The sequence below is a fragment of the Enterobacter wuhouensis genome (assembly GCF_035835995.1).
GTDB classification, from domain to species: Bacteria; Pseudomonadota; Gammaproteobacteria; order Enterobacterales; family Enterobacteriaceae; genus Enterobacter; species Enterobacter wuhouensis.
Genome location: NZ_CP142124.1, coordinates 4,096,162 through 4,122,737 on the forward strand (window position 1 = coordinate 4,096,162; position 26,576 = coordinate 4,122,737).

General features: G+C 58.6%; 24 protein-coding genes and 1 tRNA gene. 18 read left to right on the forward strand and 7 right to left on the reverse strand.

Going from position 1 to position 26,576, the window contains the following annotated elements; translation table 11 throughout:
- Window positions 1–100: 100 nt before the first annotated feature.
- The 3 genes from hldE to VPX56_RS19490 are packed head-to-tail and all read right to left on the reverse strand — an operon-like array spanning window position 101 to window position 5,747.
- Window positions 101–1,531, reverse strand: a complete 1,431-nt coding sequence (hldE, locus tag VPX56_RS19480) for a bifunctional D-glycero-beta-D-manno-heptose-7-phosphate kinase/D-glycero-beta-D-manno-heptose 1-phosphate adenylyltransferase HldE (protein WP_326468420.1) — start codon at window positions 1,529–1,531, stop codon at window positions 101–103.
- Between the two features lie 40 nt (window positions 1,532–1,571).
- Window positions 1,572–4,427 (reverse strand): bifunctional [glutamate--ammonia ligase]-adenylyl-L-tyrosine phosphorylase/[glutamate--ammonia-ligase] adenylyltransferase, encoded by a 2,856-nt coding sequence (glnE, locus tag VPX56_RS19485; RefSeq protein ID WP_326468422.1) that lies wholly within the window; start codon window positions 4,425–4,427, stop codon window positions 1,572–1,574.
- A 21-nt stretch (window positions 4,428–4,448) separates the two neighbouring features.
- Window positions 4,449–5,747, reverse strand: coding sequence for a CYTH domain-containing protein (locus tag VPX56_RS19490; RefSeq protein WP_326468424.1), 1,299 nt, complete (start codon window positions 5,745–5,747; stop codon window positions 4,449–4,451).
- A 237-nt stretch (window positions 5,748–5,984) separates the two neighbouring features.
- On the opposite strand from VPX56_RS19490, the gene VPX56_RS19495 reads away from it, so the two are divergent.
- Window positions 5,985–6,605: a TIGR04211 family SH3 domain-containing protein gene (locus VPX56_RS19495; RefSeq protein WP_131633476.1), complete on the forward strand. Its 621-nt coding sequence runs from the start codon at window positions 5,985–5,987 to the stop codon at window positions 6,603–6,605.
- A 60-nt stretch (window positions 6,606–6,665) separates the two neighbouring features.
- Window positions 6,666–7,907, forward strand: coding sequence for a multifunctional CCA addition/repair protein (locus VPX56_RS19500; protein ID WP_131633475.1), 1,242 nt, complete (start codon window positions 6,666–6,668; stop codon window positions 7,905–7,907).
- A gap of 13 nt (window positions 7,908–7,920) precedes the next feature.
- Here VPX56_RS19500 and bacA read toward each other — a convergent pair whose 3' ends face one another.
- Window positions 7,921–8,742, reverse strand: a complete 822-nt coding sequence (gene bacA / locus VPX56_RS19505; protein WP_119936945.1) for an undecaprenyl-diphosphate phosphatase — start codon at window positions 8,740–8,742, stop codon at window positions 7,921–7,923.
- A 105-nt stretch (window positions 8,743–8,847) separates the two neighbouring features.
- A complete protein-coding gene (gene folB, locus VPX56_RS19510; protein WP_131633473.1) occupies window positions 8,848–9,216 on the reverse strand; it encodes a bifunctional dihydroneopterin aldolase/7,8-dihydroneopterin epimerase in 369 nt (122 codons plus the stop codon).
- Between the two features lie 107 nt (window positions 9,217–9,323).
- Between folB and plsY the strand changes: the two genes are divergently transcribed.
- From plsY to ureG, 10 genes are all read left to right on the forward strand, one after another.
- The gene (gene plsY, locus VPX56_RS19515; protein ID WP_010435699.1) at window positions 9,324–9,938 is read left to right on the forward strand and encodes a glycerol-3-phosphate 1-O-acyltransferase PlsY; all 615 of its coding nucleotides are present in this window, start codon (window positions 9,324–9,326) and stop codon (window positions 9,936–9,938) included.
- 93 nt (window positions 9,939–10,031) lie between these two features.
- Window positions 10,032–11,498: an MFS transporter gene (locus VPX56_RS19520; RefSeq protein ID WP_131633472.1), complete on the forward strand. Its 1,467-nt coding sequence runs from the start codon at window positions 10,032–10,034 to the stop codon at window positions 11,496–11,498.
- Window positions 11,499–11,687: 189 nt separating this feature from the next.
- A complete protein-coding gene (locus VPX56_RS19525; protein WP_326468429.1) occupies window positions 11,688–12,515 on the forward strand; it encodes an urease accessory protein UreD in 828 nt (275 codons plus the stop codon).
- Between the two features lie 10 nt (window positions 12,516–12,525).
- Complete coding sequence (locus VPX56_RS19530; protein ID WP_326468431.1) at window positions 12,526–12,828, forward strand: urease subunit gamma; 303 nt, start codon at window positions 12,526–12,528, stop codon at window positions 12,826–12,828.
- A gap of 10 nt (window positions 12,829–12,838) precedes the next feature.
- On the forward strand, window positions 12,839–13,153 hold the full coding sequence (locus VPX56_RS19535) for an urease subunit beta (protein ID WP_326472134.1): 315 nt from the start codon (window positions 12,839–12,841) through the stop codon (window positions 13,151–13,153).
- Entirely contained in the window at window positions 13,146–14,849 is a 1,704-nt protein-coding gene (ureC, locus tag VPX56_RS19540; RefSeq protein WP_326468433.1) for an urease subunit alpha, read from the forward strand. Before VPX56_RS19535 ends, ureC begins: the two co-directional genes overlap by 8 nt.
- Before the next feature lie 9 nt (window positions 14,850–14,858).
- On the forward strand, window positions 14,859–15,317 hold the full coding sequence (ureE, locus tag VPX56_RS19545; protein ID WP_326472136.1) for an urease accessory protein UreE: 459 nt from the start codon (window positions 14,859–14,861) through the stop codon (window positions 15,315–15,317).
- A gap of 9 nt (window positions 15,318–15,326) precedes the next feature.
- Window positions 15,327–15,866, forward strand: a complete 540-nt coding sequence (locus VPX56_RS19550; protein WP_326468435.1) for a HupE/UreJ family protein — start codon at window positions 15,327–15,329, stop codon at window positions 15,864–15,866.
- Window positions 15,866–16,540 carry an urease accessory protein UreF gene (locus tag VPX56_RS19555; protein WP_326468437.1) on the forward strand — a complete coding sequence of 225 codons (675 nt, stop codon included), beginning with the start codon at window positions 15,866–15,868 and terminating at the stop codon, window positions 16,538–16,540. The genes VPX56_RS19550 and VPX56_RS19555 overlap by 1 nt, the downstream gene beginning before the upstream one ends.
- Before the next feature lie 9 nt (window positions 16,541–16,549).
- A complete protein-coding gene (gene ureG, locus VPX56_RS19560; protein ID WP_131633466.1) occupies window positions 16,550–17,167 on the forward strand; it encodes an urease accessory protein UreG in 618 nt (205 codons plus the stop codon).
- A 44-nt stretch (window positions 17,168–17,211) separates the two neighbouring features.
- On the opposite strand, the gene tsaD is transcribed toward ureG, so the two are convergent.
- Window positions 17,212–18,225 carry a tRNA (adenosine(37)-N6)-threonylcarbamoyltransferase complex transferase subunit TsaD gene (gene tsaD, locus VPX56_RS19565; RefSeq protein WP_131633465.1) on the reverse strand — a complete coding sequence of 338 codons (1,014 nt, stop codon included), beginning with the start codon at window positions 18,223–18,225 and terminating at the stop codon, window positions 17,212–17,214.
- A 236-nt stretch (window positions 18,226–18,461) separates the two neighbouring features.
- Between tsaD and rpsU the strand changes: the two genes are divergently transcribed.
- The 5 genes from rpsU (at window position 18,462) to VPX56_RS19590 (ending at window position 25,765) form a co-directional block, all read left to right on the forward strand.
- A complete protein-coding gene (rpsU, locus tag VPX56_RS19570) occupies window positions 18,462–18,677 on the forward strand; it encodes a 30S ribosomal protein S21 (RefSeq protein WP_001144069.1) in 216 nt (71 codons plus the stop codon).
- A 115-nt stretch (window positions 18,678–18,792) separates the two neighbouring features.
- The gene (gene dnaG / locus VPX56_RS19575; RefSeq protein WP_131633464.1) at window positions 18,793–20,538 is read left to right on the forward strand and encodes a DNA primase; all 1,746 of its coding nucleotides are present in this window, start codon (window positions 18,793–18,795) and stop codon (window positions 20,536–20,538) included.
- A gap of 165 nt (window positions 20,539–20,703) precedes the next feature.
- On the forward strand, window positions 20,704–22,545 hold the full coding sequence (rpoD, locus tag VPX56_RS19580) for an RNA polymerase sigma factor RpoD (protein ID WP_131633463.1): 1,842 nt from the start codon (window positions 20,704–20,706) through the stop codon (window positions 22,543–22,545).
- A 162-nt stretch (window positions 22,546–22,707) separates the two neighbouring features.
- A complete protein-coding gene (gene yncE / locus VPX56_RS19585) occupies window positions 22,708–23,757 on the forward strand; it encodes a 7-bladed beta-propeller protein YncE (protein ID WP_326468441.1) in 1,050 nt (349 codons plus the stop codon).
- A 10-nt stretch (window positions 23,758–23,767) separates the two neighbouring features.
- Window positions 23,768–25,765: a TonB-dependent receptor domain-containing protein gene (locus tag VPX56_RS19590; protein WP_131633461.1), complete on the forward strand. Its 1,998-nt coding sequence runs from the start codon at window positions 23,768–23,770 to the stop codon at window positions 25,763–25,765.
- Window positions 25,766–25,795: 30 nt separating this feature from the next.
- Here the strand turns inward: VPX56_RS19590 and mug are convergent, their stop codons facing one another.
- Window positions 25,796–26,302, reverse strand: a complete 507-nt coding sequence (gene mug / locus VPX56_RS19595) for a G/U mismatch-specific DNA glycosylase (RefSeq protein WP_263611210.1) — start codon at window positions 26,300–26,302, stop codon at window positions 25,796–25,798.
- Between the two features lie 125 nt (window positions 26,303–26,427).
- On the opposite strand from mug, the gene VPX56_RS19600 reads away from it, so the two are divergent.
- A tRNA-Ile gene (locus VPX56_RS19600) sits at window positions 26,428–26,503 on the forward strand.
- Window positions 26,504–26,576: the final 73 nt, after the last annotated feature.

Below are 26,576 nucleotides of genomic sequence, written 5' to 3' on the forward strand. Positions count from 1 at the left end.
CCCGGTGGCGGCTACGCCTTACCGGGCCTACATGAACGCGTAGGTCGGGTAAGGCGCAGCCGCCACCCGACATAAAAAAACGGGCCAACTGGCCCGTTTTTTACTGACTGTCTTTCTGGATCTTCTTGATGATGTTGGTGGTTGAACACCCGTCCTCAAAGTTGAGCACCATCACTTCACCGCCGTTGGCCCAGACCTCTTCGCTGCCCGCGATTTGCTCCGGCTTGTAATCCCCGCCTTTCACCAGCAGGTCCGGCAGAATGCCGGCAATCAGGCGCTGCGGCGTGTCTTCTTCAAACGACACCACCCAGTCCACCGCCTCCAGCGCGCCGAGTACAATCATACGCTGCTCGAGCGGGTTCACCGGACGCGTTTCACCCTTCAGGCGCTTCGTCGACGCATCGCTGTTGACCGCCACAATCAGGCGATCGCCCAGCTTGCGCGCGTTCGCCAGATAAGAGACGTGGCCCGCGTGCAGAATGTCGAACACGCCGTTGGTCATTACCACTTTCTCACCGCGCTTGCGCGCGGCGGCAACGGCCACCTTCAGCTCTTCTTCGCTCATCACGCCAAAACCGGTATCGGCACGCCCGCGCACCGCGTTTTCCAGCTCGATTGGCGACACGGTTGACGTACCGAGCTTACCGACGACAACGCCCGCCGCGGCGTTAGCGAAGTAGCACGCTTCTTCCAGCGAATTCCCAGCCGCCAGCGTCGCCGCCAGCACGCCGATCACCGTATCACCGGCACCGGTCACATCGTAGACTTCCTGCGCCTGCGTTGGCATATGCAGCGGCGCTTTGCCCGGCTGCAGCAGCGTCATCCCCTGCTCGGAGCGGGTCACCAGCAGCGCAGACAGCTCGAAATCAGCGATGATCTTCATGCCGCGCTCAACCAGCTCTTGCTCGGTTTTGCACTTGCCCGCCACCGCTTCAAACTCAGAGAGGTTTGGCGTCAGCAGGGTTGCGCCGCGATAGCGCTCAAAATCGGTCCCTTTCGGGTCGATCAGTACCGGCACGCTGGCCTTGCGCGCCAGCTGGATCATCGTCTGTACGCTTGCCAGCGCGCCTTTGGCGTAGTCGGACAGCACCAGCGCGCCGATATTGCCCAGCGCCTGGCTGATGCGCTCGTGCAGCGGCTCAGGATCAACGCCTTCGAAACCTTCTTCAAAGTCGAGGCGGATCAGCTGCTGGTTGCGCGACAGCACGCGCAGTTTGGTAATCGTTGGGTGGGTCGGAACAGAAACGAAGTCGCACTTCACGTTCACGTCCGCCAGCGACTTGCTCAGCGCGCGCGCCGCATCGTCGATACCGGTCAGGCCCACCAGACGCGAATGCGCGCCCAGAGAAGCGATGTTCATCGCCACGTTTGCCGCGCCGCCGGGACGCTCTTCAATGGTGTCGACCTTAACCACCGGCACCGGTGCTTCCGGGGAGATGCGGCTGGTCGGCCCGTACCAGTAGCGGTCCAGCATCACATCCCCAACAACCATTACCCCAGCACGTTCAAACTCTGGCAGTGTTACTTTCATTCCTGACTCCAGAAAGATTCACAATTTGCGCGCGATAATATCACACTTGATTTGTTACGCACGGTTCCACCAGCCACTTCTGCCAGCTCGCCGTTACCTGTGCGCGTTCATGAGCAAAACAGTCCAGCGCCACGTGGCCCGGCTGTTCCTGTAAGGCCAGATGATGCAGCTCGTCGCGCAGCGTGGTGTAGGCGCGGGTTAAGGCCTGCGCCTCCTGCTCGTCCATGATGTCGTTTTGCGCCAGCAGTTCCAGGATGCGCACGTTATCCGACCAGCGCGTCAGCTTCGGCTTATCGTGCGCGTGCAGCAGCACCAGATACTGGGTGATGAACTCAATATCGGTGATACCGCCCTCATCGGCTTTAATATCAAAGCGATCGCGATGCTTATTGCCCAAATGCGCGCGCATTTTCTCGCGCATTTCGCGCACTTCGGTTTGCAGGGTGCTGCCCTCGCGCGCGGTCGTCATGACGTCCTTACGGATGACGTCAAACTGCGTTTTAAGCTGCGGATCGCCATACACCACGCGGGCGCGCACCAGCGCCTGATGCTCCCACGTCCAGGCCTCGCTCTTCTGGTATTCCGCGAACGATTCCGTGGAGGTGACGAGCATGCCCGCCGCGCCGGACGGGCGCAGGCGCGCATCCACTTCATACAAAATGCCGGAGGAGGTGCGGGTGCTGAACAGGTGCATAATGCGCTGCGCCAGGCGCAGGTAGAACTGACGCCCGTCGATTTCGCGCTCGCCGTCGGTCATCACGTCAACCGGGCAATCGTGCAGGAAGATTAAATCCAGATCGGAGCTGTAGCCCAGCTCCCAGCCGCCGAGCTTGCCGTAGCCGACCACCGCAAAGCCGCGACCTTCTCGTTCGGCGAGATGCTTCGGCTGGCCGTAGCGCGCCACCATCTGCACCCACGCCTGATGCACAACCGCATCGATGATCGCTTCTGCCAGCCAGGTTAAGTGATCGCTCACTTTCATCACCGGCAGCGTTCCGGCGATATCCGCCGCCGCCACGCGCAGCATCTGCGCCTGCTTGAACTGGCGCAGCGCCTCCAGCTGTTGCTCTTCGTCTTCTTCGGGCACGCGCAGCAGGTACTGGCGCAGCTCGTCGCGGTAGGCATCCGTCGCCGTCGGCTGATACAGCGTATTCGGGTCGAGGAGTTCGTCCAGCAGGAGCGGATAACGCGCCAGCTTGTTCGCCACCATCGGCGAGGCGGCGCAGAGGGAAATCAGGTGCTTGAGCGCCCCCGGAAACTCGCTCAGAAGCTCCAGATACGTGGTACGCGTGATAATCCCGCTCAGCAGCGGCATCATGCGCGACAGCGGCACCGGCGCATCGTCGCGGGAGCAGACCTCGCTCAGCAGGTGCGGCATCAGGTGATCCAGCACCTGCCGACCGCGCGGGCCGATGGCGCGCTTGTTAAGTTCAAGCCGGAAGTCCGCGATCAGCGCCACCACGCGATGGCGCGCGTCGTCACTCAGATGCGTCAGCACCGGCGTGGTATCGTCTTCCTGAAGCGCATCCTGCCACAGCTCGCGCCAGTGTTCAGAGAGCGCGTCGTCCTGCGATTCGCCTTCATCGTCGCCAATCAGGTCGTTAAAAATGCGCCGCACGCCCGCCATGTGGGCATCGAGCTGTACGGTTAACGCCGCCCAGTCTTCTGCGTGCATTCCCCAGGCAAGACGCGCCCGGTTCAGATCGTCGCCCGGCAGGGTCTGGGTTTGCTCGTCGTTGATACTCTGCAGCAGGTTTTCCAGGCGGCGCAGGAACAGGTAGGCATCGCGCAGCGTGGTCGAGTCGCCCTCCGGCAGCAGGTGCAGCTGTTCGATGGCGCTCAGCGTTGGCAACAGCGAGCGGGACTGCAGGGACGGCTCGCGTCCGCCGCGAATAAGCTGAAAGACCTGAACGATAAATTCAATTTCGCGGATGCCGCCCGCGCCGAGCTTAATGTTGTCCTTAAGGCCACGACGGCGCACCTCGCGGGCGATCATCCCCTTCATGTTACGCAGAGACTGGATCACGCTGAAGTCGATATAGCGACGGAAGACGAACGGGCGCAGCATGGCGCGCAGCTCGTTGGCGTAGGCGTCGTCGCTGTCGCCCATAATCCGTGCTTTGACCATCGCGTAACGTTCCCAGTCGCGCCCCTGCTCCTGGTAGTAATCTTCCAGCGCCGCAAAGCTCAGCACCAGCGGGCCGCTGTCGCCAAACGGACGCAGACGCATGTCCACGCGGTAGACAAAACCGTCCTGCGTGGGCTGATCCAGGGCTTTAATCAGGCGCTGACCGAGGCGGGTAAAGAACTGGGCGTTGTCCAGCTCGCGACGGCCGCCGCGCGTGGAGCCGTTCTCCGGCCAGGCAAAAATCAGGTCGATATCGGAGGAGAAGTTCAGCTCGCAGCCGCCGAGCTTGCCCATTCCCAGGATCAACAGCGGCTGTGGAACCCCTTCCTCGCTGCACGGCGTGCCCCACTCTTTGCAGCAGGCGGCGTAGAGCCAGTCGCGCGCGGCGACAATCAGCGTCTGCGCCAGCTCGCTTAGCTGCTGCAGCGTGCTCTCTTCGCTGACCAGCTCCAGCGACTGGGCCCAGGCAATACGGACCATTACCCGACGGCGGAACTGGCGCAGGACGCGCATCAGCGTCGCCTCATCCGCCACGCCCTCAAGGTCGGCCTGCAGCCAGCCCGCATACTGCCGCCACTCTTCTGCCTGCGGTGGCGACCCCTCAAGCTCCGCCAGCCAGTCAGGGTTGGCAGTAATACTTTCCTGCACAAAATCACTGAAGGTGAGCACGCTTCTGGCCTGCTCGCTTAACGATGATGCCGGTAATGACTCGGGCAGACGTTCGCAAACGGTCTGCCAGTGCTGCTCTAACTGCGAAGAAAGCGGCATTGTAGGGGTTCCTTGCCAGAGTTAACGTTTTCCGCTGTGCAGCCAGAACGGCTCCTGCGAAATAGCCTCGTTACGGTAATGCTCAATCTCAATGTGCTGGCGGGTTTCGATAGCATGTTTCAGACCCTGCCAGTTTTCCAGCCAGGGCTGCGCCTTGGCTTCATAGGCGCCAGACAGCAGCAACATGCTGTCGATATTGCGCGAAAGACGCGGAAGCTGATCGCCATACTGGTCGCCCAGCGGGTAGGCAAAGGTCGTTTTCAGCTCGGCGGCATGGCGTGAAAGATGGATATCCGCAAAGCGTTTGAAGTTTTCGGCGATTTTAGCCTCGGCCTTCGCATCAAGGAAAGCGCGCCAGCCGCGCGTCACCAGAAACTCGGTCAGCGCCAGTTTTGCCGTGGCGGTTTGCGGGCTGTAGATCGCCGTTTGCGCGGATACGTCGGAGAGCATCAGCGTTTCGGTTTGCGTCAGCAGATCACGTAAGTGAGCGCTCGCTTTACGAGGCACGATGCCGCCGAACAGCGCCAGGGTATGACGCACCAGGCCCATCGCTGCCAGCACGTGCGTTTTCGCGTTTTTCACATTCCGCGCCCACAGCTCTTCGTGGTACTGCCACTGCGAAAGCGCCAGCTCCAGCGCCGCTTCCATACCTTGCTCCACGCTGGCTTTCGGAGCAACACGCAGGACGGTCGTCTCTTTTACCACGCGCGGGGAATTTCCGGCTGCCAGATGATAGCCGCGCGCCGCTTTGCTGAGGCTACCCTGACGCAGTCCGGACTGGTTCACCAGCTTGCGCGCCAGCTTCAGTACATCGCTCGTATCACCTTCGAGCAGCTCAAGCTCGAGTTCGCAAATCGGTTCCTGGAATTCACCGGCCTTCACCTCGCCCAGATCCAGCGCGATTTCGATACGGCTTTTGCCTTCCGTCACCAGCCATTTCTCACGCCAGAAGTCGGTGCTGAACAGCGGCCGTACCTCAGCGGATAGGGTTTCCGGCAGCTTTCCTTCAGGCCAAACGTCCGCAGGAAAGCGATCCAGCTCAAGTTCTGGCTTGCTGATGTCGATATTGTATTCCGGACGCTGATGCAAACCGCCCACCACGCGACCGGCGATTTTCATCGTCATCTCATATGCGCCGTTTGCGCCGCGAATGCGCAGGCCCATATCGTGACGACGGAGCCAGTTTTCCTGCGTTTCGTAATAGATATTAAGCAGCTGTACCGGTTCATGGTGTTCGCCGGAAAGCGTATTCAGGTGCTGACGGAGCGCGTCAACGCTGTCTTTTTCGACGATAAACTTTAATTCGATTTCTTGTGCCATAGCCTTGTACTTTTGCGTGCGTCACAGACGCGTCGATGAAGGCGAACTTCCTCGCCATTTGTTTGTCAGTACATAGTATTTTGCGCCAAATTACCACGCAATGAGCAATTTGACGGGCGTAAAAGTTTGAAGTGGTGAAAAGCACGACACAGATGATTCCGATTGATGATGAATCCTTTGCGTAGCGACACTGATACCACTACTATCGTTCCACTATTTATGAAAATAACGACTGATATGCTTAAATTACGCCTGATTGGACTTACTTTACTCGCTTTTAGCGCCGCAACCGCGGTCCACGCTGAAGAGAAGCGTTACGTTTCTGATGAACTCAACACCTGGGTACGCAGTGGCCCCGGAGACAATTATCGCCTCGTGGGTACGGTGAATGCCGGCGAGGAAGTGGTGCTGTTACAAACCAATGCCGACACCAACTATGGACAGGTTCGCGACAGTACGGGCCGTACCTCCTGGATACCGCTGAAAGAGCTGAGCAACGTGCCTAGCCTGCGCACCCGCGTGCCGGATCTGGAAAACCAGGTGAAAACCCTCACCGACAAGCTGACCAATATCGATAACACCTGGAACCAGCGCACGGCTGAAATGCAGCAAAAAGTGGCGCAGAGCGACAGCGTGATTAACGGCCTGAAGGAAGAGAACCAGAAGCTGAAAAACGAGCTGATTGTCGCGCAGAAAAAAGTCAGCGCCGCCAATCTTCAGCTTGATGACAAGCAGCGCACCATCATCATGCAGTGGTTTATGTATGGCGGCGGCGTGCTGGGCGTAGGCCTGGTGCTGGGTCTCGTGCTGCCAATGCTCATCCCAAGCCGTAAACGCAAAGACCGCTGGATGAACTAACTCGTCTTCTCTGCCACACTTACGTATCATCTGGGAAAACAGAAAACGGGAGTGTAGTGCGTGAAGAGTTATCTGGTCGGTGGTGCGGTACGTGATGCGTTGTTAGGACTGCCGGTCAAAGATAAAGACTGGGTTGTGGTTGGCGCCACGCCAGAAGAGATGCTCGACGCGGGCTACCAGCAGGTAGGCCGCGACTTTCCTGTTTTTCTGCATCCGAAAAGCCGTGAGGAGTACGCCCTGGCGCGTACCGAACGTAAATCGGGCTCAGGCTATACCGGCTTTACCTGCTATGCCGCTCCTGACGTCACGCTGGAGCAGGATCTGCTGCGCCGCGACCTCACGATCAACGCGCTGGCGCAGGATGCAGACGGCCATATCATCGACGCCTACGGCGGTCAGGACGATCTGCGTAACCGCATATTGCGTCACGTCTCCCCTGCGTTTTCTGAAGATCCTCTTCGCGTGCTGCGCGTGGCGCGTTTCGCTGCCCGCTATGCCCATCTGAGCTTCCGCATTGCCGATGAAACCCTGGCGCTGATGGCGGCGATGACCGAGGCGGGCGAGCTGGAACACCTCACGCCCGAGCGCGTCTGGAAAGAGACGGAAAACGCCCTCACCACCCGCAACCCGCAGGTCTTTTTCCAGGTGCTGCGCGACTGCGGGGCGCTGAAAGTGCTCTTCCCGGAAGTGGATAACCTGTTTGGCGTACCGGCGCCAGCGAAGTGGCACCCGGAAATTGATACCGGCGTACATACCCTGATGACGCTGAGCATGGCCGCCATGCTTAGCCCGGACGTGGACGTGCGTTTTTCCACCCTGTGCCACGATCTCGGCAAAGGATTAACGCCGAAGGAGTTTTGGCCGCGCCACCACGGGCACGGTCCGGCGGGCGTGAAGCTGGTCGAGGGAATTTGCCAGCGCCTGCGCGTGCCAAATGAGATCCGCGACCTGGCAAAACTGGTGGCGGAATTCCATGACCTGATCCATACCTTCCCGATCCTGAAACCGGCAACCATCGTTAAGCTGTTTGACAACATCGACGCCTGGCGCAAGCCGCAGCGCGTGGAGCAAATCGCCTTAACGAGCGAGGCTGACGTACGCGGACGCACCGGGTTTGAGGCCTGCGATTACCCGCAGGGGCGTTTGCTGCGCGAAGCCTGGGAGGTGGCAAAAGCGGTGCCAACGAAGGACGTCGTTGAGGCAGGATTTAAAGGGCCTGAGATTCGCGAAGAGATGACGAAACGGCGAACTGAGGCCGTCGCGGCGTGGAAGGAACAGCGCTGCCCTCAGCCAAAAGACTGAGGGCAGCCGGTCGTCAGAAGAAGACCACGTACACCGCAGCGGCGACGATAAAGCGGTAGATCGCAAACGGAATAAACGAGATACGCTTGATCAGCTGCAGGAAGGTTTTGATGGCGACCAGCGCCACGATAAAGGCGGTGACAAAGCCCACGGCGAACATCGGAATGTCGCCAGCTGTCAGGAAGTGGTAGCTCTTATAAACGTCGAGTACGGTAGCGCCCATCATCATCGGCACCGCCAGCAGGAAGGAAAACTCAGACGCCGCATAGCGGCTCACGCCCATCAGCATCCCGCCAGAAATCGTTGCACCTGAGCGCGAGAAGCCCGGCCACAGCGCCAGACACTGGAAGCAGCCGATGATAAACGCCTGGCGGTAGGTCATATCGTCCAGGCCTTCCGCACGCGGCACTTTTGGCTTCAGCACTTCGGCTGCGATCAGCAGGAAGCCGCCGACCACCAGCGCGTACATGACGTTAATCGGGTTGAAAAGCGACTTGATGGTATCGTGGAAGACCAGGCCCAGCACCACCGCCGGAACCATGCCAAGCAGAATATGGATAAGCGTCAGGCGGCCAGTGCCTTCGCCTTCACGCTGCGGTAAGCGGCCAAAGTGGATGCCGATCAGACCAAACAGACGACGCCAGAACATCACGACAACCGCCAGGATAGAACCCAGCTGAATCACAACCTCGAACGTCTTTGCGGTATCGCCTTCAAAGCCCAGCAGATGGCCAACGATAATCATATGGCCCGTACTGGAAACCGGCAAAAATTCCGTCAATCCCTCGACCACACCCAGTATTGCCGCCACCAGCAGCGAGTGCATATCGCTCATCTATAAACCCCTAAAAAGATATAAAAAAACGGTCGCCACATCGGCTACCGTGAAAGATACAGCTTTAAGACCTATATAAACGAAAATGGTTTAACGATGATGACGTTAAACCTTTGATTTCAGATTTGTGCCACGCTCGATAATCACGCCTACGTTGGCGGCGCGCGCAACGGCACCCGGCTTGCTTAACTTGATGCGCACCCACGGCGAGTTGAACTTGCTCAGCAGCAGCTCCGCCACCTCTTCCGCCACGCGTTCCACCAGCGCAAAACGCTGCCCTTCCACGTGCCCCACGACCGCTTCGCTAATGTCGGCATAGCTCAGACAGTCGTTAACATCGTCGCTTTTTGCCGACGCGCGGTTATCCCAGCCCATTTCGATATCGAACACCAGCTTCTGCTCGATGGTCTGTTCCCAGTCGTAAACACCAATAGTGGTGATTACCGAAAGTTGCTCTATAAATACAATATCCATCACGACCTGCCTGCTTTTTGGCTAAACCGGATACCACTTCCGGCGAATTATGCGTATTATCCACAGATGCTGAGAATACAGATACATTTTCAAAACGGAACAGCGTTATGAGTGCAATCGCGCCTGGAATGATTATCCTCGCCTACCTTTGCGGCTCAATCTCCAGCGCCATTCTGGTCTGCCGCATCGCCGGGTTGCCCGATCCGCGCGAAAGCGGGTCCGGGAATCCCGGGGCGACCAATGTACTACGAATTGGCGGCAAGGGAGCAGCCGTAGCGGTTTTGATTTTTGATGTTCTGAAAGGAATGCTTCCCGTCTGGGGCGCTTACGCGCTGGGCGTCACGCCGTTCTGGCTTGGCCTTATCGCCATCGCCGCCTGCGTCGGCCATATCTGGCCCGTGTTCTTCGGTTTCAAAGGTGGCAAAGGCGTCGCAACGGCCTTTGGTGCGATTGCGCCTATCGGCTGGGATCTCACCGGCGTAATGGCCGGCACCTGGCTGCTCACCATTCTGTTGAGCGGCTACTCGTCGCTGGGCGCTATCGTCAGCGCGCTGATTGCCCCGTTCTACGTCTGGTGGTTCAAACCCCAGTTCACCTTCCCGGTGTCGATGCTCTCCTGCCTGATCCTGCTGCGCCATCACGACAATATTCAGCGCCTGTGGCGACGTCAGGAAACGAAGATCTGGACGAAGCTCAAGCGTAAGAAGAAAGACGCTAAATAAACCGTTCGTTATGCCTTATAACCAAATGTGATTTTGGTCACCTTCTGCCTGTGGTAACTGTTAGAGACACAACACAACCACATAAAAAGAAAAATGGCAGAAATCACAGATACAACTCCCCTTTCAACGGCAGGAAGCACCCCGGATGGCGACATCAGGTGGGTGCGCAGCGCATCGGACGTTTCACGTCTGGTTAACGACGGTTCTCAGGGCCGGGCCAACGCCCGTATCGTGGTGGGTATCGCGCTGGGCGGTATTTTTCTCGACGCCTACGATCTCGGCGCGCTGGCGTTTGGCATCAAGGACATTACCCGCGAATTCAATTTAACCCCTGCTGGCACAGGGATGGTGGCGTCGGCCATTACCTTTGGTGCCATCGTCGGGGCGCTGCTCGGCGGCTATCTTACGGATAAAATCGGGCGCTACCGCGTGTTTATGGCCGACATGGTGTTCTTTGTCGTCGCCGCTATCGCCTGTGCGCTGGCCCCGAACGAATATGTGCTGGCAGGCGCGCGCTTTGTCATGGGGCTCGGCGTGGGGATCGATCTTCCCGTGGCGATGGCCTTTCTGAGCGAGTTCGCCAAACTGAAAGGCCCGGGGAATAAGGCCTCCAGCGTCGCGATGTGGTGCCCAACCTGGTATGCGGCCATCAGTATTTCCTACTTACTGGTTCTCTTCTTCTACGCCGTGCTGCCTGAAAGCCACAGCGACTGGCTCTGGCGCATCATCCTCGGCTTTGGCGCGGTGCCCGCGCTGGCGATCATCGCCATTCGCAGCCGCTATATGAGCGAATCCCCGGTCTGGGCGGCCAATCAGGGCAACCTGAAAGAGGCCGCATCCATCCTTCGCCAGTCGTACAATATCAACGCCCACGTGCCGCAGGATGCGCTTGCCCAGCCCGCGCCGGTGGTTAACAAGGCCAAATGGTCGAACTACCTCAACCTGTTCCGGGGCATCTATCTGCGGCGCACCACGCTCGCCACGCTGCTGTCCGTCGTCTCCTCGTTCGCCTACAACGCCGTGGCCTTTGGCCTGCCGGTGATTATCTCCAGCTTCTTCGTGCAGTCGATGCTCACCACCATTCTGATCTCGCTGGTGCTTAACCTGCTGTTTGCCTTCGTCGGCGGACTGCTGGCGGTACGCTACGTGCCGCGCTTCGGCGCGTGGCGGATGTCGCTCGCGGGCTATGCCTGCCAGCTTGTGGCGCTGCTCGGGCTGGCGCTGATTGGCCGACCGGAAGGCGCGGCGGAGGGCGTAGTCGCCGTGGCGATGCTGGCGCTGTTCCTGTTCGGTCAGGGCTTCGGGCCGGGCGCGCATACCATGACGTTTGCTTCATTGAGCTACCCGACCTCGCTGCGCGGCGTGGGCGTGGGCCTCAACCAGACGCTGATGCGCAGCAGCTCGACGCTGTCGCTGTTCCTGTTCCCGCTGCTGGTCGCCTCGCTGGATACCGCCGTGTTCTGGGTGATTGCGCTGGCGCCGTTTATCGGCCTGGCGTCGCTGCTGGCGATCCGCTGGGAGCCGTCCGGGTATGATGTGGATGCGGAGGATTATCGCTAGCCTTTCCTGCCGGGTGGCGCTGCGCTTACCCGGCCTACACTGCGCATTACCCTGTAGGCCCGTGCAAGCGTAGCGCCGCCGGGCGAAAATCACATCAGCCGTTTTTTATCCATAAGCGACTCATATGACAGCCTTCATTTCCGCCAGGGCATACTGAAACGTATCCCGATGGTGTGAAATGGATGCAGCATGTTAGCAACTCAGGTCACTGATAATACGTACAAAGGCTGGCAGGCATCGCTTGCCCTGCAGTTTCGTCATACCCCTGAGAAAACCCTCCTGCACTCCGCCCACCACGTCGGGCCGCTTACCGTTCAGCGTCCGTTTTATCCCGAAGAGGAAACCTGCCACCTTTACCTGCTGCACCCGCCCGGCGGGATTGTGGGCGGCGATACGCTGGACATTTCCGTTCGGCTGGACGCCAAAAGCCACGCGCTTATCACCATGCCCGGCGCCAGCAAGTTCTATCGCAGCAGCGGCCCGCAGGCGCGTCTGAACCAGCACTTTTACCTTGAGGAAAACGCCACGCTGGAGTGGCTGCCGCAGGACACCATTATCTTTCCCGGTGCAAACGCGATGCTGCGCTCCGTCTTTCATCTTAAGGCCTCCAGCACGCTGCTGGCCTGGGAGCTTTACTGCCTGGGCCGCCCGGTGATTAACGAAACCTTCAGCCACGGCACGCTGGAAAGCCGCCTTGAGGTGTGGGTGGATGATGAACCGCGCCTGATTGAACGCCAGCACCTCAGCGATGGCGATCTTACGCCCGTCGCCGGGCATCCGTGGATCGGCACCCTGCTGTTTTATCCTGCCCGGGAAGATCATCTCGACGCGGTGCGCGAACGGCTCGCCCCGCTGGAAAATTATGCGGGGGCAACGCTCACCGATGGCCTGCTGTCGGTGCGCTTTCTCTCCCACGATAACCTGATTTGCCAGCGGGCGATGCGCGAGATCTGGCAGTCGCTTCGCCCCCTTTTAACCACCAAAGCCGCCTGTTCACCCCGCATCTGGCAGACATAAGAGAAACGTTATGGAACTGACCCCCAGAGAAAAAGACAAGCTGTTGCTGTTTACCGCCGCGCTGGTTGCCGAGCGCCGCCTTGCGCGCGGGGTAAAGCTCAACTATCCGGAATCGGTCGCACTGATTAGCGCCTTCATTATGGAAGGCGCGCGCGATGGCGAAACCGTTGCCTCGCTGATGGAGGCGGGCTGCCACGTCCTGAGGCGCGATCAGGTGATGGAAGGCGTGCCGGAGATGATCCCGGATATTCAGGTGGAAGCCACCTTCCCGGACGGCTCCAAGCTCGTCACCGTCCACAACCCTATCGTCTAAGGAGCGCATGATGATCCCAGGCGAATACCGGATCCAGCCCGGCACTCTTGCTCTCAACGTCGGGCGAGAAACCCAAATCGCGATCGTCGAAAACCACGGCGACAGGCCGATCCAGGTTGGATCGCACTACCACTTTTACGAGGTCAATCCGGCGCTGAAGTTCGATCGGGAAGCCACCAAGGGCTACCGCCTGAACATCCCGGCGGGCACCGCCGTGCGCTTTGAGCCCGGCCAGAAGCGCGAGGTGACGCTGGTTCAGATCGCGGGCGCGCAGCGCATTTTTGGCTTTCGCGGTGACGTAATGGGAGAGGTGAAACATGGCTGACATTTCACGCCGGGCGTATGCCGATATATTCGGCCCCACAACCGGGGATAAAGTGCGGCTGGCCGACAGCGAGCTGTGGATCGAAGTGGAGGACGATCTCACGATCTACGGCGAAGAGGTCAAGTTCGGCGGCGGAAAGGTGATCCGCGACGGCATGGGTCAGGGTCAAATGACCGCTGACGGGTGCGTGGATCTGGTCCTGACCAACGCGCTGATCGTCGATCACTGGGGGATCGTTAAAGCCGATATCGGCGTGAAGAACGGGCGGATCTTTGCCGTCGGCAAGGCCGGCAACCCGGACATTCAGCCCGGCGTGACGATCCCGATCGGTGCGGCAACGGAAGTCATCGCCGCCGAGGGGAAGATCGTCACCGCTGGCGGGATCGACACCCACATCCACTGGATCTGCCCGCAGCAGGCGGAAGAGGCGCTGGTCTCCGGCGTCACCACCATGATCGGCGGCGGCACCGGACCGGCGGCGGGCACCAACGCCACCACCTGCACGCCGGGGCCATGGTATATCGCCCGCATGCTGCAGGCTGCCGATACCCTGCCGGTGAATATCGGCCTGCTCGGCAAGGGTAACGGCTCCAACCCGGACGCCCTGCGGGAACAGATTGCCGCCGGTGCTATCGGGCTGAAAATTCACGAAGACTGGGGCGCGACGCCTGCGGCGATCGACTGCTCGCTGGAGGTGGCGGAAGAGATGGATATTCAGGTGGCGCTGCACAGCGACACGCTGAACGAGTCCGGGTTTGTCGAAGACACGCTGGCAGCTATCGCCGGGCGTACCATCCACACCTTCCACACCGAAGGCGCGGGCGGCGGCCACGCGCCGGATATCATCACCGCCTGCGCGCACCCGAATATTCTGCCCTCCTCTACCAACCCGACCTTGCCCTACACGGTGAACACCATCGACGAGCATCTCGACATGCTGATGGTTTGCCATCACCTCGATCCGGATATCGCCGAGGACGTGGCGTTTGCCGAATCCCGCATTCGTCGGGAAACCATCGCCGCGGAAGACGTGCTGCACGACATCGGCGCGTTCTCGCTGACCTCGTCAGATTCGCAGGCGATGGGCCGCGTGGGGGAAGTGATTATCCGCACCTGGCAGGTGGCGCACCGCATGAAGGTCCAGCGCGGCGCGCTGCCGGAAGATACCGGCGATAACGACAATTTCCGCGTGAAGCGCTATGTCGCCAAATACACCATTAACCCGGCGCTCACCCACGGCATCGCCCACGAAGTCGGTTCGATTGAGGCGGGCAAGCTGGCGGATCTCGTGGTCTGGTCCCCGGCGTTCTTCGGCGTCAAGCCCGCCACCATCGTCAAGGGCGGGATGATCGCCTGCGCGCCGATGGGCGATATCAACGCCTCAATCCCTACGCCGCAGCCGGTGCATTACCGTCCGATGTTTGGATCGCTGGGCGCCGCGCGCCACGCCACCCGGCTGACGTTTATCTCGCAGGCCGCCAGTGCGAACGGCATCCCGCAGCAGCTCAACCTGCAAAGCGCCACGGCGGTGGTGAAAGGCTGCCGGACGGTGAAAAAGGCGGACATGATCCACAACGCCCTGCAGCCGAACATCACCGTCGACTCGCAAACCTACGAGGTGCGCGTCGACGGTCAACTGATAACCAGCGAACCGGCTGACGTACTGCCGATGGCGCAACGCTATTTCCTGTTTTGAGGAGTGATGATGATCTATTTAACCCAACGTCTGGACCATGCCCACCCCGTCACCGCCAGCGTCACGCTGCCGATTGACGTGCGGGTGAAAAGCCGCGCCCGCGTATCGCTGAACGACGGCCGCGAAGCCGGGCTGATGCTGCCGCGCGGCCTGCTGCTGCGCGGGGGCGACCTGCTGACTACCGACGACGGCAGCGAGGTTGTCGAGGTGATCGCCGCCCCGGAGTCAGTTTCCGTGGTGCGCTGCGCCGATCCGTTCCTGCTCGCCCGCGCCTGCTACCACCTGGGCAACCGCCACGTGCCGCTGCAGATCATGCCCGGCGAGCTACGCTATCACCACGACCACGTTCTTGACGACATGCTGCGCCAGTTCGGGCTGGAGATGGCCTACGCCAGCCTGCCGTTTGAACCGGAAGCGGGCGCTTATACCAGCGATGCCCACAGCCACTCTCACGCTCATTCACATTAAGGATCAATCATGCGTAAGTATTTACCTCTGCTGCTTCTGGCCTTTTCCGTTCCGGCGCTCGCCCATCCCGGCCACGGCACCGACAGCTTTCAGGCCGGTTTTCTCCATCCGCTGACCGGGCTCGATCACCTGCTGATGCTGACCGGCGCGGGCGTGCTCTCGGCCCTGAGCGGCCGCAGGCTTCTGCTGCCGCTTGCCACCCTCGGGATGATGCTTGTCGGCGCGATTGCGGGCAGCCTGCTCGGCGGCTTTAGCGGCATGGAGATGCTGATTATCGCCTCGCTGGCGGTATCCGGCGTAATGATGTTTAAAACTGAAAACCGCCTGCTGCTGGCGGTGCCTGCCCTGGCGATGTTCCACGGCTGGGCGCACGGCGTGGAGATGTCCGGCCACAGCTTCTGGCTCTTCACCAGCGGGTTTATGCTGGCCAGCGCCACGGTGCTGTGCGCCAGCTTTGCCGCAGGACTGCAGCTGCGACGTCACGACGGCCTGCGTAAAACCTTCGGCGGCGGGCTGATCGTCTCCGCCCTGCTGGCGCTGATGAGCTGATGGAGCACGCCCGCCAGAGGCTGCGCCTGATGCAGCTCTCCAGCAGCAGCCTGCCGGTCGGGTCGTTTACCTGGTCGCAGGGGCTGGAGTGGGCCGTTGAGGCAGGCTGGGTCACGAATGCCGAGGCCTTTAAACGCTGGCAGATCCAGCAGATGGAGCAGAGCTTTTTCTGCGTCGATCTGCCGCTGTTTACCCGGCTGTTCCAGGCCTGCGAGCAGCAGGATCTGGCAATGGCAAAACATTGGACGGCATACCTTCTCGCCTGCCGGGAAACGCGCGAGCTGCGCGAAGAGGAGCGCAACCGCGGCGCGGCCTTTACGCGCCTCATCAAAAGCTGGGAGCCAGACTGCCCGACAGAATGGCTGCCGCTGTTTATGCAAAGCCAGCTCTGCGGCATGGCCTGGCTCGGCGTGCGCTGGGGCATTAGCATGCGCGAGCTGGCGCTGAGCCTCGGCTACAGCTGGATGGAGAGCGCGGTGATGGCGGGCGTCAAGCTGGTGCCGTTTGGGCAGCAGGCCGCGCAGCAGCTGATCATCGAGCTAAGCGACCACTACGCCGCCGGGTTTGAACAGGCATTTTTACGCAGTGACGACGCGCTGGGGGCAGCGACGCCGCTTTCGGCCATCGCCTCCGCGCGCCACGAAACCCAATATTCACGACTATTCCGTTCCTGAGGAGTCAACATGGCTGATTACAAACATCCCCTGCGCGTAGGCGTGGGCGGCCCGGTGGGATCGGGCAAAACGGCGCTGCTGGAAGCGCTCTGCAAGGCGATGCGCGACACGTACCATCTCGCGGTCGTGACCAACGATATCTACACCAAAGAGGATCAGCGCATCCTGACCGAGGCGGGCGCGCTGGAGCCGGAGCGCATCGTGGGCGTGGAAACGGGCGGCTGCCCGCATACTGCCATCCGCGAAGACGCCTCAATGAACCTGGCGGCGGTGGAAGCGTTAAGCGAGAAGTTCGGCAATCTGGATCTGATCTTCGTTGAAAGCGGCGGCGACAACCTGAGCGCGACCTTCAGCCCGGAGCTGGCGGATCTGACTATTTACGTGATCGACGTGGCCGAAGGGGAAAAAATTCCGCGCAAGGGCGGGCCGGGGATCACCAAATCCGATTTTCTGGTGATCAATAAAACCGATCTCGCGCCGTACGTCGGTGCGTCGCTGGAGGTGATGGAGCGCGATACCAACCGCATGCGCGGCGAGCGCCCGTGGACGTTTACCAACCTGAAGGCGGGTGACGGCTTAGCGACGATTATTGCGTTTCTGGAAGCGAAAGGGATGCTGCGGGTGTAATCAAACGATCCCCTCTCCCTGTGGGAGAGGGTTAGGGTGAGGGATTACGCCTCCGGCAGTTCCGCCAGCGGCCAGCGCGGACGCACGGACACGCTCAGGTCGGACGTTGCGCCCGCATTCAGGCGCACCATACCCGCGTAGGCAATCATCGCGCCGTTATCGGTACAAAATTCCGGACGGGCATAGAACACCTCTCCGCGACGCTTTTGCATCATCTCGGCGAGCTTCGCGCGCAGCGTGCGGTTGGCGCTCACGCCGCCCGCCATCACCAGACGCTTAAAGTCGGTCTGATCCAGCGCGCGCTTGCACTTGATCATCAGCGTATCCACCACCGCATCTTCAAACGCGCGGGCGATATCGGCACGGGTCTGCTCGTCGTTGTCGTTATTGCGGATCGTGTTAGCCGCGAAGGTTTTCAGCCCGGAGAAGCTGAAGTCCAGCCCCGGACGGTCGGTCATCGGACGCGGGAAGACAAAACGCCCTTCCGTTCCCTGCGACGCCATTTTGGACAGCATCGGGCCACCCGGGTAATCCAGCCCCAGCAGCTTGGCGGTTTTGTCGAAGGCTTCACCGGCGGCGTCGTCGATGGACTCGCCCAGCAGCTCGTACTTGCCAATGCCCGTTACGCTAATCAGCTGGGTATGGCCGCCGGAGACCAGCAGCGCGACAAACGGGAATTCAGGCGGATTGTCTTCCAGCATCGGCGCCAGAAGATGCCCTTCCATATGGTGGACCGGGATCGCCGGAACATCCCACGCGAAGGCCAGCGAGCGGCCAACGGTAGCGCCAACCAGCAGCGCGCCGACCAGGCCCGGGCCTGCGGTATACGCCACTGCATCAATCTCTTTTGCCGTTAATCCGGCTTCCTTCAGCGCCGCCTGAATCAGGGGAACCGTCTTACGCACGTGGTCACGAGAGGCCAGTTCAGGCACAACGCCGCCGTAGTCAGCGTGCAATTTCACCTGACTATACAGCTGGTTGGCCAGAAGCCCTTTTTCGTCGTCGTAAATGGCGATGCCGGTTTCATCGCAGGATGTTTCAATACCCAGTACACGCATGACTTGATTTACCTCGTTTCAATACCGCGCAGTGTAGAGCCTGGGCGGGTTGATGTAAAACTTTGTTCGCCCCAGGAAGAAGGCTCGTGTATACTCCTCACCCTTATTAAAGTCCCTTTCAAAATCGCATCGGTGCTTTACAAAGCAGCAGCATTTGCAGTAAAATTCCGCACCATTTTGAAATAAGCTGGCGTTGATGCCAGCGGCAAACCGAATTTATTAAAGGTGAGAGTTACATGCCGGTAATTAAAGTACGTGAAAACGAGCCGTTCGACGTAGCACTGCGTCGCTTCAAACGTTCATGCGAGAAAGCAGGTGTTCTGGCTGAAGTTCGTCGTCGTGAGTTTTATGAAAAACCAACGACCGAACGTAAGCGCGCTAAAGCTTCCGCTGTGAAACGTCACGCGAAGAAACTGGCTCGCGAAAACGCACGCCGTACTCGTCTGTACTAATCTGTTGAGGGCCAATGCCCTCAATTGACAGACAGAGTAATAGTCGTAAGGCCGTGCTTCCGGAAGGAATGCGCGGCTTGTTTTCGTTTATGAGTCACTAAAAATAACGGGGCATATGGCCGGAAGAATCCCACGCGTTTTCATCAATGACCTGCTTGCCAGAACCGACATCGTCGATCTCATCGACGCGCGGGTAAAGCTAAAAAAGCAGGGCAAGAACTACCATGCGTGCTGTCCGTTCCATAACGAAAAAACCCCATCTTTCACCGTAAACGGTGAAAAGCAGTTCTACCACTGCTTCGGCTGTGGCGCACACGGTAATGCCGTCGATTTTTTGATGAACTACGACAAGCTCGAGTTCGTTGAAACCGTCGAAGAGCTGGCGGCGATGCATAACCTTGAAGTGCCCTATGAAGCCGGCAGCGGGCCAAGTCAGATCGAGCGTCATCAACGGCAAACGCTGTATCAACTGCTGGATGGCCTGAATTCGTTTTATCAACAGTCTCTTAAGCACTCTGCGGCTGAGCCTGCGCGTCAGTATCTGAACAAGCGCGGACTGAGCGACGATGTCATTGCGCGTTTCGCTATTGGTTACGCCCCGCCCGGCTGGGACAACGTGTTAAAGCGTTTTGGCGGCAATAGCGAAGATCGTAAGTCTCTCATCGATGCAGGCATGCTGGTCACCAACGACCAGGGACGAAGCTACGACCGCTTCCGCGAACGGGTGATGTTCCCGATCCGCGACAAGCGTGGCCGGGTGATTGGTTTTGGCGGTCGCGTGCTGGGTGACGGCATGCCGAAGTACCTCAACTCCCCGGAAACCGATATTTTCCATAAGGGCCGCCAGCTGTACGGTCTTTATGAGGCGCAGCAGGATAATGCGGAACCTCCGCGTCTTCTGGTCGTCGAAGGCTATATGGACGTCGTTGCGCTGGCGCAGTACGACATTAACTACGCGGTTGCGTCGTTAGGGACGTCCACCACGGCGGATCACATCCAGCTGCTGTTCCGCGTCACGAACAACGTGATTTGTTGTTACGACGGTGACCGCGCAGGACGCGACGCCGCCTGGCGCGCGCTGGAAACCGCGCTGCCGTACATGACCGACGGGCGTCAGCTGCGCTTTATGTTTCTGCCCGACGGTGAAGACCCGGATACGCTGGTGCGTAAAGAGGGCAAAGCGGCGTTTGAAGCGCGGATGGAGCAGGCACAGCCGCTCTCCACGTTTCTGTTTAACAGCCTGATGCCGCGGGTCGATTTGAGTACCCCTGACGGGCGCGCGCAGCTCAGCACGCTGGCGCTGCCGCTAATTACTCAGGTGCCCGGCGAAACGCTGCGCATCTATCTGCGTCAGGAGTTAGGCAATAAGCTCGGCATTCTGGATGACAGCCAGCTTGAACGTTTAATGCCAAAACAGGCTGAAAACGGCACGGTTCGCCCCGCGCCTCAGCTAAAACGCACAACCATGCGTATACTGATAGGGTTACTGGTCCAAAACCCCGAACTTGCTCCGCAGGTGCCGTCGCTGGCGGGTTTGAACCACGAAAAATTGCCCGGACTTGGCTTATTTTCAGAACTGGTCAACACTTGTTTGTCGCAGCCAGGTCTGACCACCGGACAACTTTTAGAACATTATCGCGGCACAAAAGAGGCCGCTACCCTTGAAAAACTGTCGATGTGGGACGATATAGCAGATAAGGATATCGCAGAAAAAACGTTCACCGACTCACTCAACCATATGTTTGATTCGATGCTTGAGTTGCGCCAGGAAGAGCTGATCGCTCGCGAGCGCACGCACGGCTTAAGCAGCGAAGAACGCCGGGAGCTCTGGATGATTAACCAGGAACTGGCAAGAAAATAAGTGAAAGACAAAAGTATTTAACGGCTTAAGTGCCGAATATCGATCGGGAAGCCCCCGGCAGCCGCACTGAGAGGCAGCGGCAAAAATATAAGTACGCCCTCGCTTTAAAGGTTGGCAGCCCCACCGCCGACACCAATCAAACGAATTAAGTGTGGATACCGTCTTATGGAGCAAAACCCGCAGTCACAGCTGAAACTTCTTGTCCAACGCGGTAAGGAGCAAGGCTATCTGACCTATGCCGAGGTCAATGACCATCTGCCGGAAGATATCGTCGATTCAGATCAGATCGAAGACATCATCCAAATGATCAATGACATGGGTATTCAGGTGATGGAAGAAGCACCTGATGCCGATGATCTGTTGCTGGCTGAAACCTCCAACAACACTGACGAAGATGCGGAAGAAGCTGCTGCACAGGTACTGTCCAGCGTGGAATCTGAAATCGGGCGTACCACTGACCCGGTCCGCATGTACATGCGCGAAATGGGTACCGTTGAACTGCTGACCCGCGAAGGCGAAATCGACATCGCGAAACGCATCGAAGACGGTATCAACCAGGTGCAGTGCTCTGTTGCCGAATACCCGGAAGCGATCACCTACCTGCTGGAGCAGTACGATCGCGTTGAAGCTGAAGAAGCTCGCCTCTCCGACCTTATCACCGGCTTTGTCGACCCGAACGCTGAAGAAGATATGGCGCCAACCGCCACTCACGTCGGTTCTGAACTGTCTCAGGAAGAGATGGATGACGACGAAGAAGAAGACGAGGAAGAAGAAGACGACAGCGACGATGACAACAGCATCGACCCTGAACTGGCGCGTGAGAAGTTTGGCGAGCTGCGTACCCAGTACGAACTGGCCCGCGATACCATCAAGGCAAAAGGCCGCAGCCACGCCGCCGCTCAGGAAGAGATCCTGAAGCTGTCTGAAGTATTCAAACAGTTCCGCCTGGTGCCAAAACAGTTCGACTACCTGGTTAACAGCATGCGCGTGATGATGGATCGCGTACGCACCCAGGAACGCATCATCATGAAGCTGTGCGTTGAGCAGTGCAAAATGCCGAAGAAGAACTTCATCACTCTCTTCACCGGTAACGAAACCAGCGAAACCTGGTTCAACGCGGCTATCGCGATGAACAAGCCGTGGTCTGAAAAACTGCACGACGTGAAGGAAGACGTCCATCGTGGCCTGCAGAAGCTGCAGCAGATTGAAGAAGAAACCGGCCTGACCATCGAGCAGGTGAAAGACATTAACCGTCGTATGTCCATCGGTGAAGCGAAAGCCCGCCGTGCGAAGAAAGAGATGGTTGAAGCGAACTTACGTCTGGTTATCTCTATCGCCAAGAAATACACCAACCGTGGTCTGCAGTTCCTGGATCTGATCCAGGAAGGCAACATCGGTCTGATGAAAGCGGTAGATAAGTTTGAATACCGTCGTGGTTACAAGTTCTCCACCTACGCGACATGGTGGATCCGTCAGGCGATCACCCGCTCTATCGCAGACCAGGCGCGCACCATCCGTATTCCGGTGCATATGATTGAGACCATCAACAAGCTCAACCGTATCTCCCGCCAGATGCTGCAGGAGATGGGCCGCGAGCCGACGCCGGAAGAGCTGGCCGAGCGCATGCTGATGCCGGAAGACAAGATCCGCAAAGTGCTGAAGATCGCCAAAGAGCCAATCTCCATGGAAACGCCAATCGGCGACGATGAAGATTCGCATCTGGGTGATTTCATCGAGGATACCACCCTCGAGCTGCCGCTGGACTCTGCGACCACCGAGAGCCTGCGTGCCGCCACGCACGACGTTCTGGCTGGCCTGACCGCCCGTGAAGCGAAAGTGCTGCGTATGCGTTTCGGTATCGATATGAACACCGACCACACGCTGGAAGAAGTGGGTAAACAGTTCGACGTTACCCGCGAGCGTATCCGTCAGATCGAAGCGAAAGCGCTGCGTAAGCTGCGCCATCCAAGCCGCTCTGAAGTGCTGCGCAGCTTCCTGGACGACTAATCGTTCCCGTTATTGAAAAGCTCCCTCCGGGGAGCTTTTTTTTTGCGGATTTTCCGCAGAGTACAAAAATTGGTAGGGGTAACAGCGCGAACATGCAATTGTAAATGATATTTATTTTCATTATCATTTTTCTTTTCGTAAACTACTGTAAAGAAAAATTACATGAATTTCAGAACATTAAAAAATCAATCCCTCTGTGCGCTCGCGATTTCCCTAGCCCTTCATGCGGGTTCTGTTTTGGCAAAGGACTTCACGGAAAATCAGTTTTCCACTCAGACGCTGGGTCACGGCGTTTACGAACTGGCTTATGACGCCGGACAACAGGCCCTCTACGCGGCCTCTGCCCCCTCGTTCGAGAAAGACAAAACCGCCGGAGAAGTGTTCCAGCTTGCCGCCGATTCACTAAAAGTAGATGAGCGCATTACTACCCAGCGCCGCCCGTTTGCGGTTTCACTCGATGACGCCAACCATATCCTGTGGTTAGGCAACGCGCTGGATGGCTCAGTGACGCTGCTCGATACCCGCACCAGCAAAGAAGTGAAAACCCTCCAGCTTGCGGATGCTGAGAATAAAGCACACGTCCGCGAGGTAGTTCTTGATAAGAAACACCACCGCCTGTATGTCTCCGGCATCGGCAGTGAAGGTAAAGGCGTGCTGTGGGTTGTCGACACGCAGAACCAGAGGCTTTTGCATGCCCTGAAAGGCATGGATCCGGTCGGCTTTGCCGTCGATGAAGATGGCGACAAAGTCTACGCCGTCACCGGCAAAGGCGAGTTAGTCACTCTGAATGGCAAAACGTCCCAGGTGCTTTCCCGCGTGAAGGTTGACCCATCCGAACCTAAGCACTACTTCCTGAATATCGCCCTGAATACCGCCAAAGGCGTCGGCTTTATCGCGGATACCAATACTGCCGACGTGCTGGTTGTGCAGCTCGGCACCGGCAAGATCGTTCATCGCGTCCCAACCCCGAACTCTATCGCCGCGGTCTACAACGCCGCGCGCAACGAAGTGTATGTCACCCACCGCAATGCCCGTCAGATCAGCATTATCGATGCCAGCAACTACAGCCTGAAGCACACCGTCAAAACGGCAGCCATGCCGAACAGCATGGTGCTTTCACCTGACGGTAAAACGCTGTTCGTCAGCGTGAAGCAGGATGAGAAAGCCAACAAGGCTGACTACGTGCTCAAACTCGATCTAACCCAATTCTGAGGAGCACGCTGTGATTAACCAGACACGTACGGCGCTGGCGATGTCGCTCGCCCTCGCCACCCTTCCTGCGACCGTTTTCGCTGAAGAAACAACGCCTGCTGATGAAGATCGGCTCGTGGTCACCGCCACCGGTTTTGCACAGGAGCGCCGCGAGGCACCGGCCACCATCTCCGTCGTCGGCGAAAAAGAGCTTAACACCCGTTCGAATCAAAACGTCACCGAAGCGCTGCGCGAGATGCCCGGCGTCCTGGTGGGCAACGGTAACGGAAGCCTTGCCACGGGCGACGTCCAGATGCGCGGTATGGACTCGACCTATACCTCTTACATGGTCAACGGCATCAAACAGGGTACCCGCGAATCCCGTCCTTACGGGCACCACATCGGTACTGAAGCGGCCTTCCTTCCGCCGATGGCGGCTATCGAGCGCATCGAGGTGATTCGCGGGCCGATGTCTTCGCTGTACGGTTCCGACTCTATCGGCGGCGTGGTCAACGTCATCACCAAAAAAGGCTATAACCTGGATAAATGGACCGGCGTGCTGGAAGATAACTACTTCCTGCAGGAGAAGAGCGAGTACGGCAACACCAACCAGACCAACGCCTTCCTGATGGGGCCAGTCATTCCGGGCAAGCTCGGGGTGAGCGTGGCGGCGGATTATCTTGACCGTCGCGATGACGACAGCCAGAACGACGAGCGCTTTGTGAAGCACCAGGCCGGGAACCTGGATGCCACCATCAATATGTCTCCGACCGATACCCAGCTGTGGGATTTGAACGTCGTTAAGGGGCACCAGGTAAAATCGCACAACGATAAAGCCTGGCAGTGGGACTTCGATCGTGATGCCGCGTCGCTCGCTCAGCACGCCTGGTACGGCGACGATCTGCTGGAGGTGAAGAACTTCGTCAGCTACGAGAACGCCAAAACCGAATATCGCGTGCCGGGCATGAGCTCGCAGTTCATCAAGCAAAAAAACTACGAGGCCAACAGCGCGAACACCTTTACGCTTGGCGATCACAAGCTGACGCTGGGGATTAACTTCACGCGCAATGAACTGGACGACACCTTCGGTATTGCAGACAAGGAAGTGCCGGGCGTGACCCCGGTCAGCAAGATCGCCCGCAACGGCTGGGCAGTCTTTGCCGAAGATGCATGGATGATGGTGCCTGACTTTATCCTGACGACCTCTGCACGCCTGGATCACGATAGCTACTTTGGCTACCACGTGACGCCGAAGCTCTACGGTAACTGGACCCTCGATGAAAGCTGGGCGCTGAAGGGCGGCGTATCGGCAGGCTATAAAAAACCGGATTTGCGTGAGAACAACGAAGGTTTCACCAGCGTCTACGGCGCCTATCCGTACTCCTTTATCGGCATAGGCAACGATGACCTGAAGCCGGAACAGAGCGTCAACACCGAGCTGGGCGTCTACTGGCAGGAGGACACTCTTGCGCTGGATGCCACCGTGTTCTTCACCAAATTTAAAGACAAGATCAGCGATTACACCATCTGTACGGCAACCGCCACGCAGAAGTGTGTGTACAACGGGTATGAAGCAGAAGAGGTCTCCCAGTATTTCAACGTCAGCGACGCGGAGATTTATGGCCTGGAGCTAAACGGCGACTGGCAGGTGACGCCAGCGCTGAAGGCGAACGCGAACTATACCTACACCCACAGCGAGCAAAAGAGCGGTCAGTACAAGGGTGAAGCGCTGAACGAATTCCCGAGCAGCATGGCCAACCTGTCCCTGACGTGGAGCGCGCTTAACGACCTTGAGCTGTGGACCAAAGCCAGCTGGCGCAGCAATACGCCAAACACCGGCAAATCGACATCCACAGAAGCCTATGCGCTGGTCGACATGGGCGCACGCTACCACCTCAACAAGCGCATCACGCTGATGGCGGGGGTCTACAACCTGTTCGACGTAAACCCGATATACAAAACGTCCTACAACCAGTCTTCCATCCTGGAAGGACGCCGCTACAACATGGGTGCCCGTTTCGAGTTCTGATGATGATGCCGGAGCCTCTGGCTCCGGCAGCTACAACCCGCGCACGATAAGGGCTTCATCGAGTTCCCGATACGCCTCAACCAGCTTGTCCAGCGTTGCCCTGTTCAATCCGCTCGGGTTCGGCAACACCCATACCTGCGTGACGCCGATGCTTATACTCTGCTTGCCCCACTGCGCCCCGCGCTGGCTGAACGCCTGCTCGTAGGCCTGCTTGCCGAGGATCGCCAGCGCGGCAGGCTGATAGTCTTCAATTTTCCCGATCAACTCACGCCCGCCAGTGCGCAGCTCATGCAGGTTTACTTCCGTTGCCTGCACCGTGGGGCGTTCGACCAGCATGGTGATCCCACACCGCGTATCCAGAAGGTGCTGCTCTTCTTCGGGCTTGAGCTGCCTGTCGGTAAAGCCTGCCTGATGGATCACCTTCCAGAAGCGATTTCCCGGATGGGCGAAGTGAAAACCGGTGTGCGCCGAGGACTTGCCGGGGTTGATTCCGCAGAACACCACCCGCAGGCCCGGGGCCAGAATGTCGTTGATCATCTTTACTCCCAATGGATACATCGTTAAGGAAGTATAAAGGATTGATTATGCATTGTTTATAAAAACAGCAGGCAGGTGTGAATGGCTGGATTGCTGCGGGGAGTTACTTTATAATTCACCGCCACGGCCCCTTAGCTCAGTGGTTAGAGCAGGCGACTCATAATCGCTTGGTCGCTGGTTCAAGTCCAGCAGGGGCCACCAGATACAGCAAGGGCTGGCGGGGAATTCACCCACCAGCCCTAAATCCTCCAGGATATTTTGAAATGGGAACCAT

Excerpts from the sequence above, each read along its gene's own strand:
- ureG (WP_131633466.1), top strand. The coding sequence starts at position 16,550 with ATGGCTGATTACAAACATCCCCTGCGCGTAGGCGTGGGCGGCCCGGTG.
- VPX56_RS19550 (WP_326468435.1), top strand. The coding sequence starts at position 15,327 with ATGCGTAAGTATTTACCTCTGCTGCTTCTGGCCTTTTCCGTTCCGGCG.
- VPX56_RS19535 (WP_326472134.1), top strand. The coding sequence starts at position 12,839 with ATGATCCCAGGCGAATACCGGATCCAGCCCGGCACTCTTGCTCTCAAC.
- tsaD (WP_131633465.1), bottom strand. The coding sequence starts at position 18,225 with ATGCGTGTACTGGGTATTGAAACATCCTGCGATGAAACCGGCATCGCC.
- VPX56_RS19495 (WP_131633476.1), top strand. The coding sequence starts at position 5,985 with ATGCTTAAATTACGCCTGATTGGACTTACTTTACTCGCTTTTAGCGCC.
- folB (WP_131633473.1), bottom strand. The coding sequence starts at position 9,216 with ATGGATATTGTATTTATAGAGCAACTTTCGGTAATCACCACTATTGGT.
- dnaG (WP_131633464.1), top strand. The coding sequence starts at position 18,793 with ATGGCCGGAAGAATCCCACGCGTTTTCATCAATGACCTGCTTGCCAGA.
- plsY (WP_010435699.1), top strand. The coding sequence starts at position 9,324 with ATGAGTGCAATCGCGCCTGGAATGATTATCCTCGCCTACCTTTGCGGC.
- ureC (WP_326468433.1), top strand. The coding sequence starts at position 13,146 with ATGGCTGACATTTCACGCCGGGCGTATGCCGATATATTCGGCCCCACA.
- VPX56_RS19520 (WP_131633472.1), top strand. The coding sequence starts at position 10,032 with ATGGCAGAAATCACAGATACAACTCCCCTTTCAACGGCAGGAAGCACC.
- yncE (WP_326468441.1), top strand. The coding sequence starts at position 22,708 with ATGAATTTCAGAACATTAAAAAATCAATCCCTCTGTGCGCTCGCGATT.
- VPX56_RS19555 (WP_326468437.1), top strand. The coding sequence starts at position 15,866 with ATGGAGCACGCCCGCCAGAGGCTGCGCCTGATGCAGCTCTCCAGCAGC.
- VPX56_RS19530 (WP_326468431.1), top strand. The coding sequence starts at position 12,526 with ATGGAACTGACCCCCAGAGAAAAAGACAAGCTGTTGCTGTTTACCGCC.
- VPX56_RS19525 (WP_326468429.1), top strand. The coding sequence starts at position 11,688 with ATGTTAGCAACTCAGGTCACTGATAATACGTACAAAGGCTGGCAGGCA.
- hldE (WP_326468420.1), bottom strand. The coding sequence starts at position 1,531 with ATGAAAGTAACACTGCCAGAGTTTGAACGTGCTGGGGTAATGGTTGTT.
- mug (WP_263611210.1), bottom strand. The coding sequence starts at position 26,302 with ATGATCAACGACATTCTGGCCCCGGGCCTGCGGGTGGTGTTCTGCGGA.
- bacA (WP_119936945.1), bottom strand. The coding sequence starts at position 8,742 with ATGAGCGATATGCACTCGCTGCTGGTGGCGGCAATACTGGGTGTGGTC.
- rpsU (WP_001144069.1), top strand. The coding sequence starts at position 18,462 with ATGCCGGTAATTAAAGTACGTGAAAACGAGCCGTTCGACGTAGCACTG.
- ureE (WP_326472136.1), top strand. The coding sequence starts at position 14,859 with ATGATCTATTTAACCCAACGTCTGGACCATGCCCACCCCGTCACCGCC.
- rpoD (WP_131633463.1), top strand. The coding sequence starts at position 20,704 with ATGGAGCAAAACCCGCAGTCACAGCTGAAACTTCTTGTCCAACGCGGT.
- glnE (WP_326468422.1), bottom strand. The coding sequence starts at position 4,427 with ATGCCGCTTTCTTCGCAGTTAGAGCAGCACTGGCAGACCGTTTGCGAA.
- VPX56_RS19490 (WP_326468424.1), bottom strand. The coding sequence starts at position 5,747 with ATGGCACAAGAAATCGAATTAAAGTTTATCGTCGAAAAAGACAGCGTT.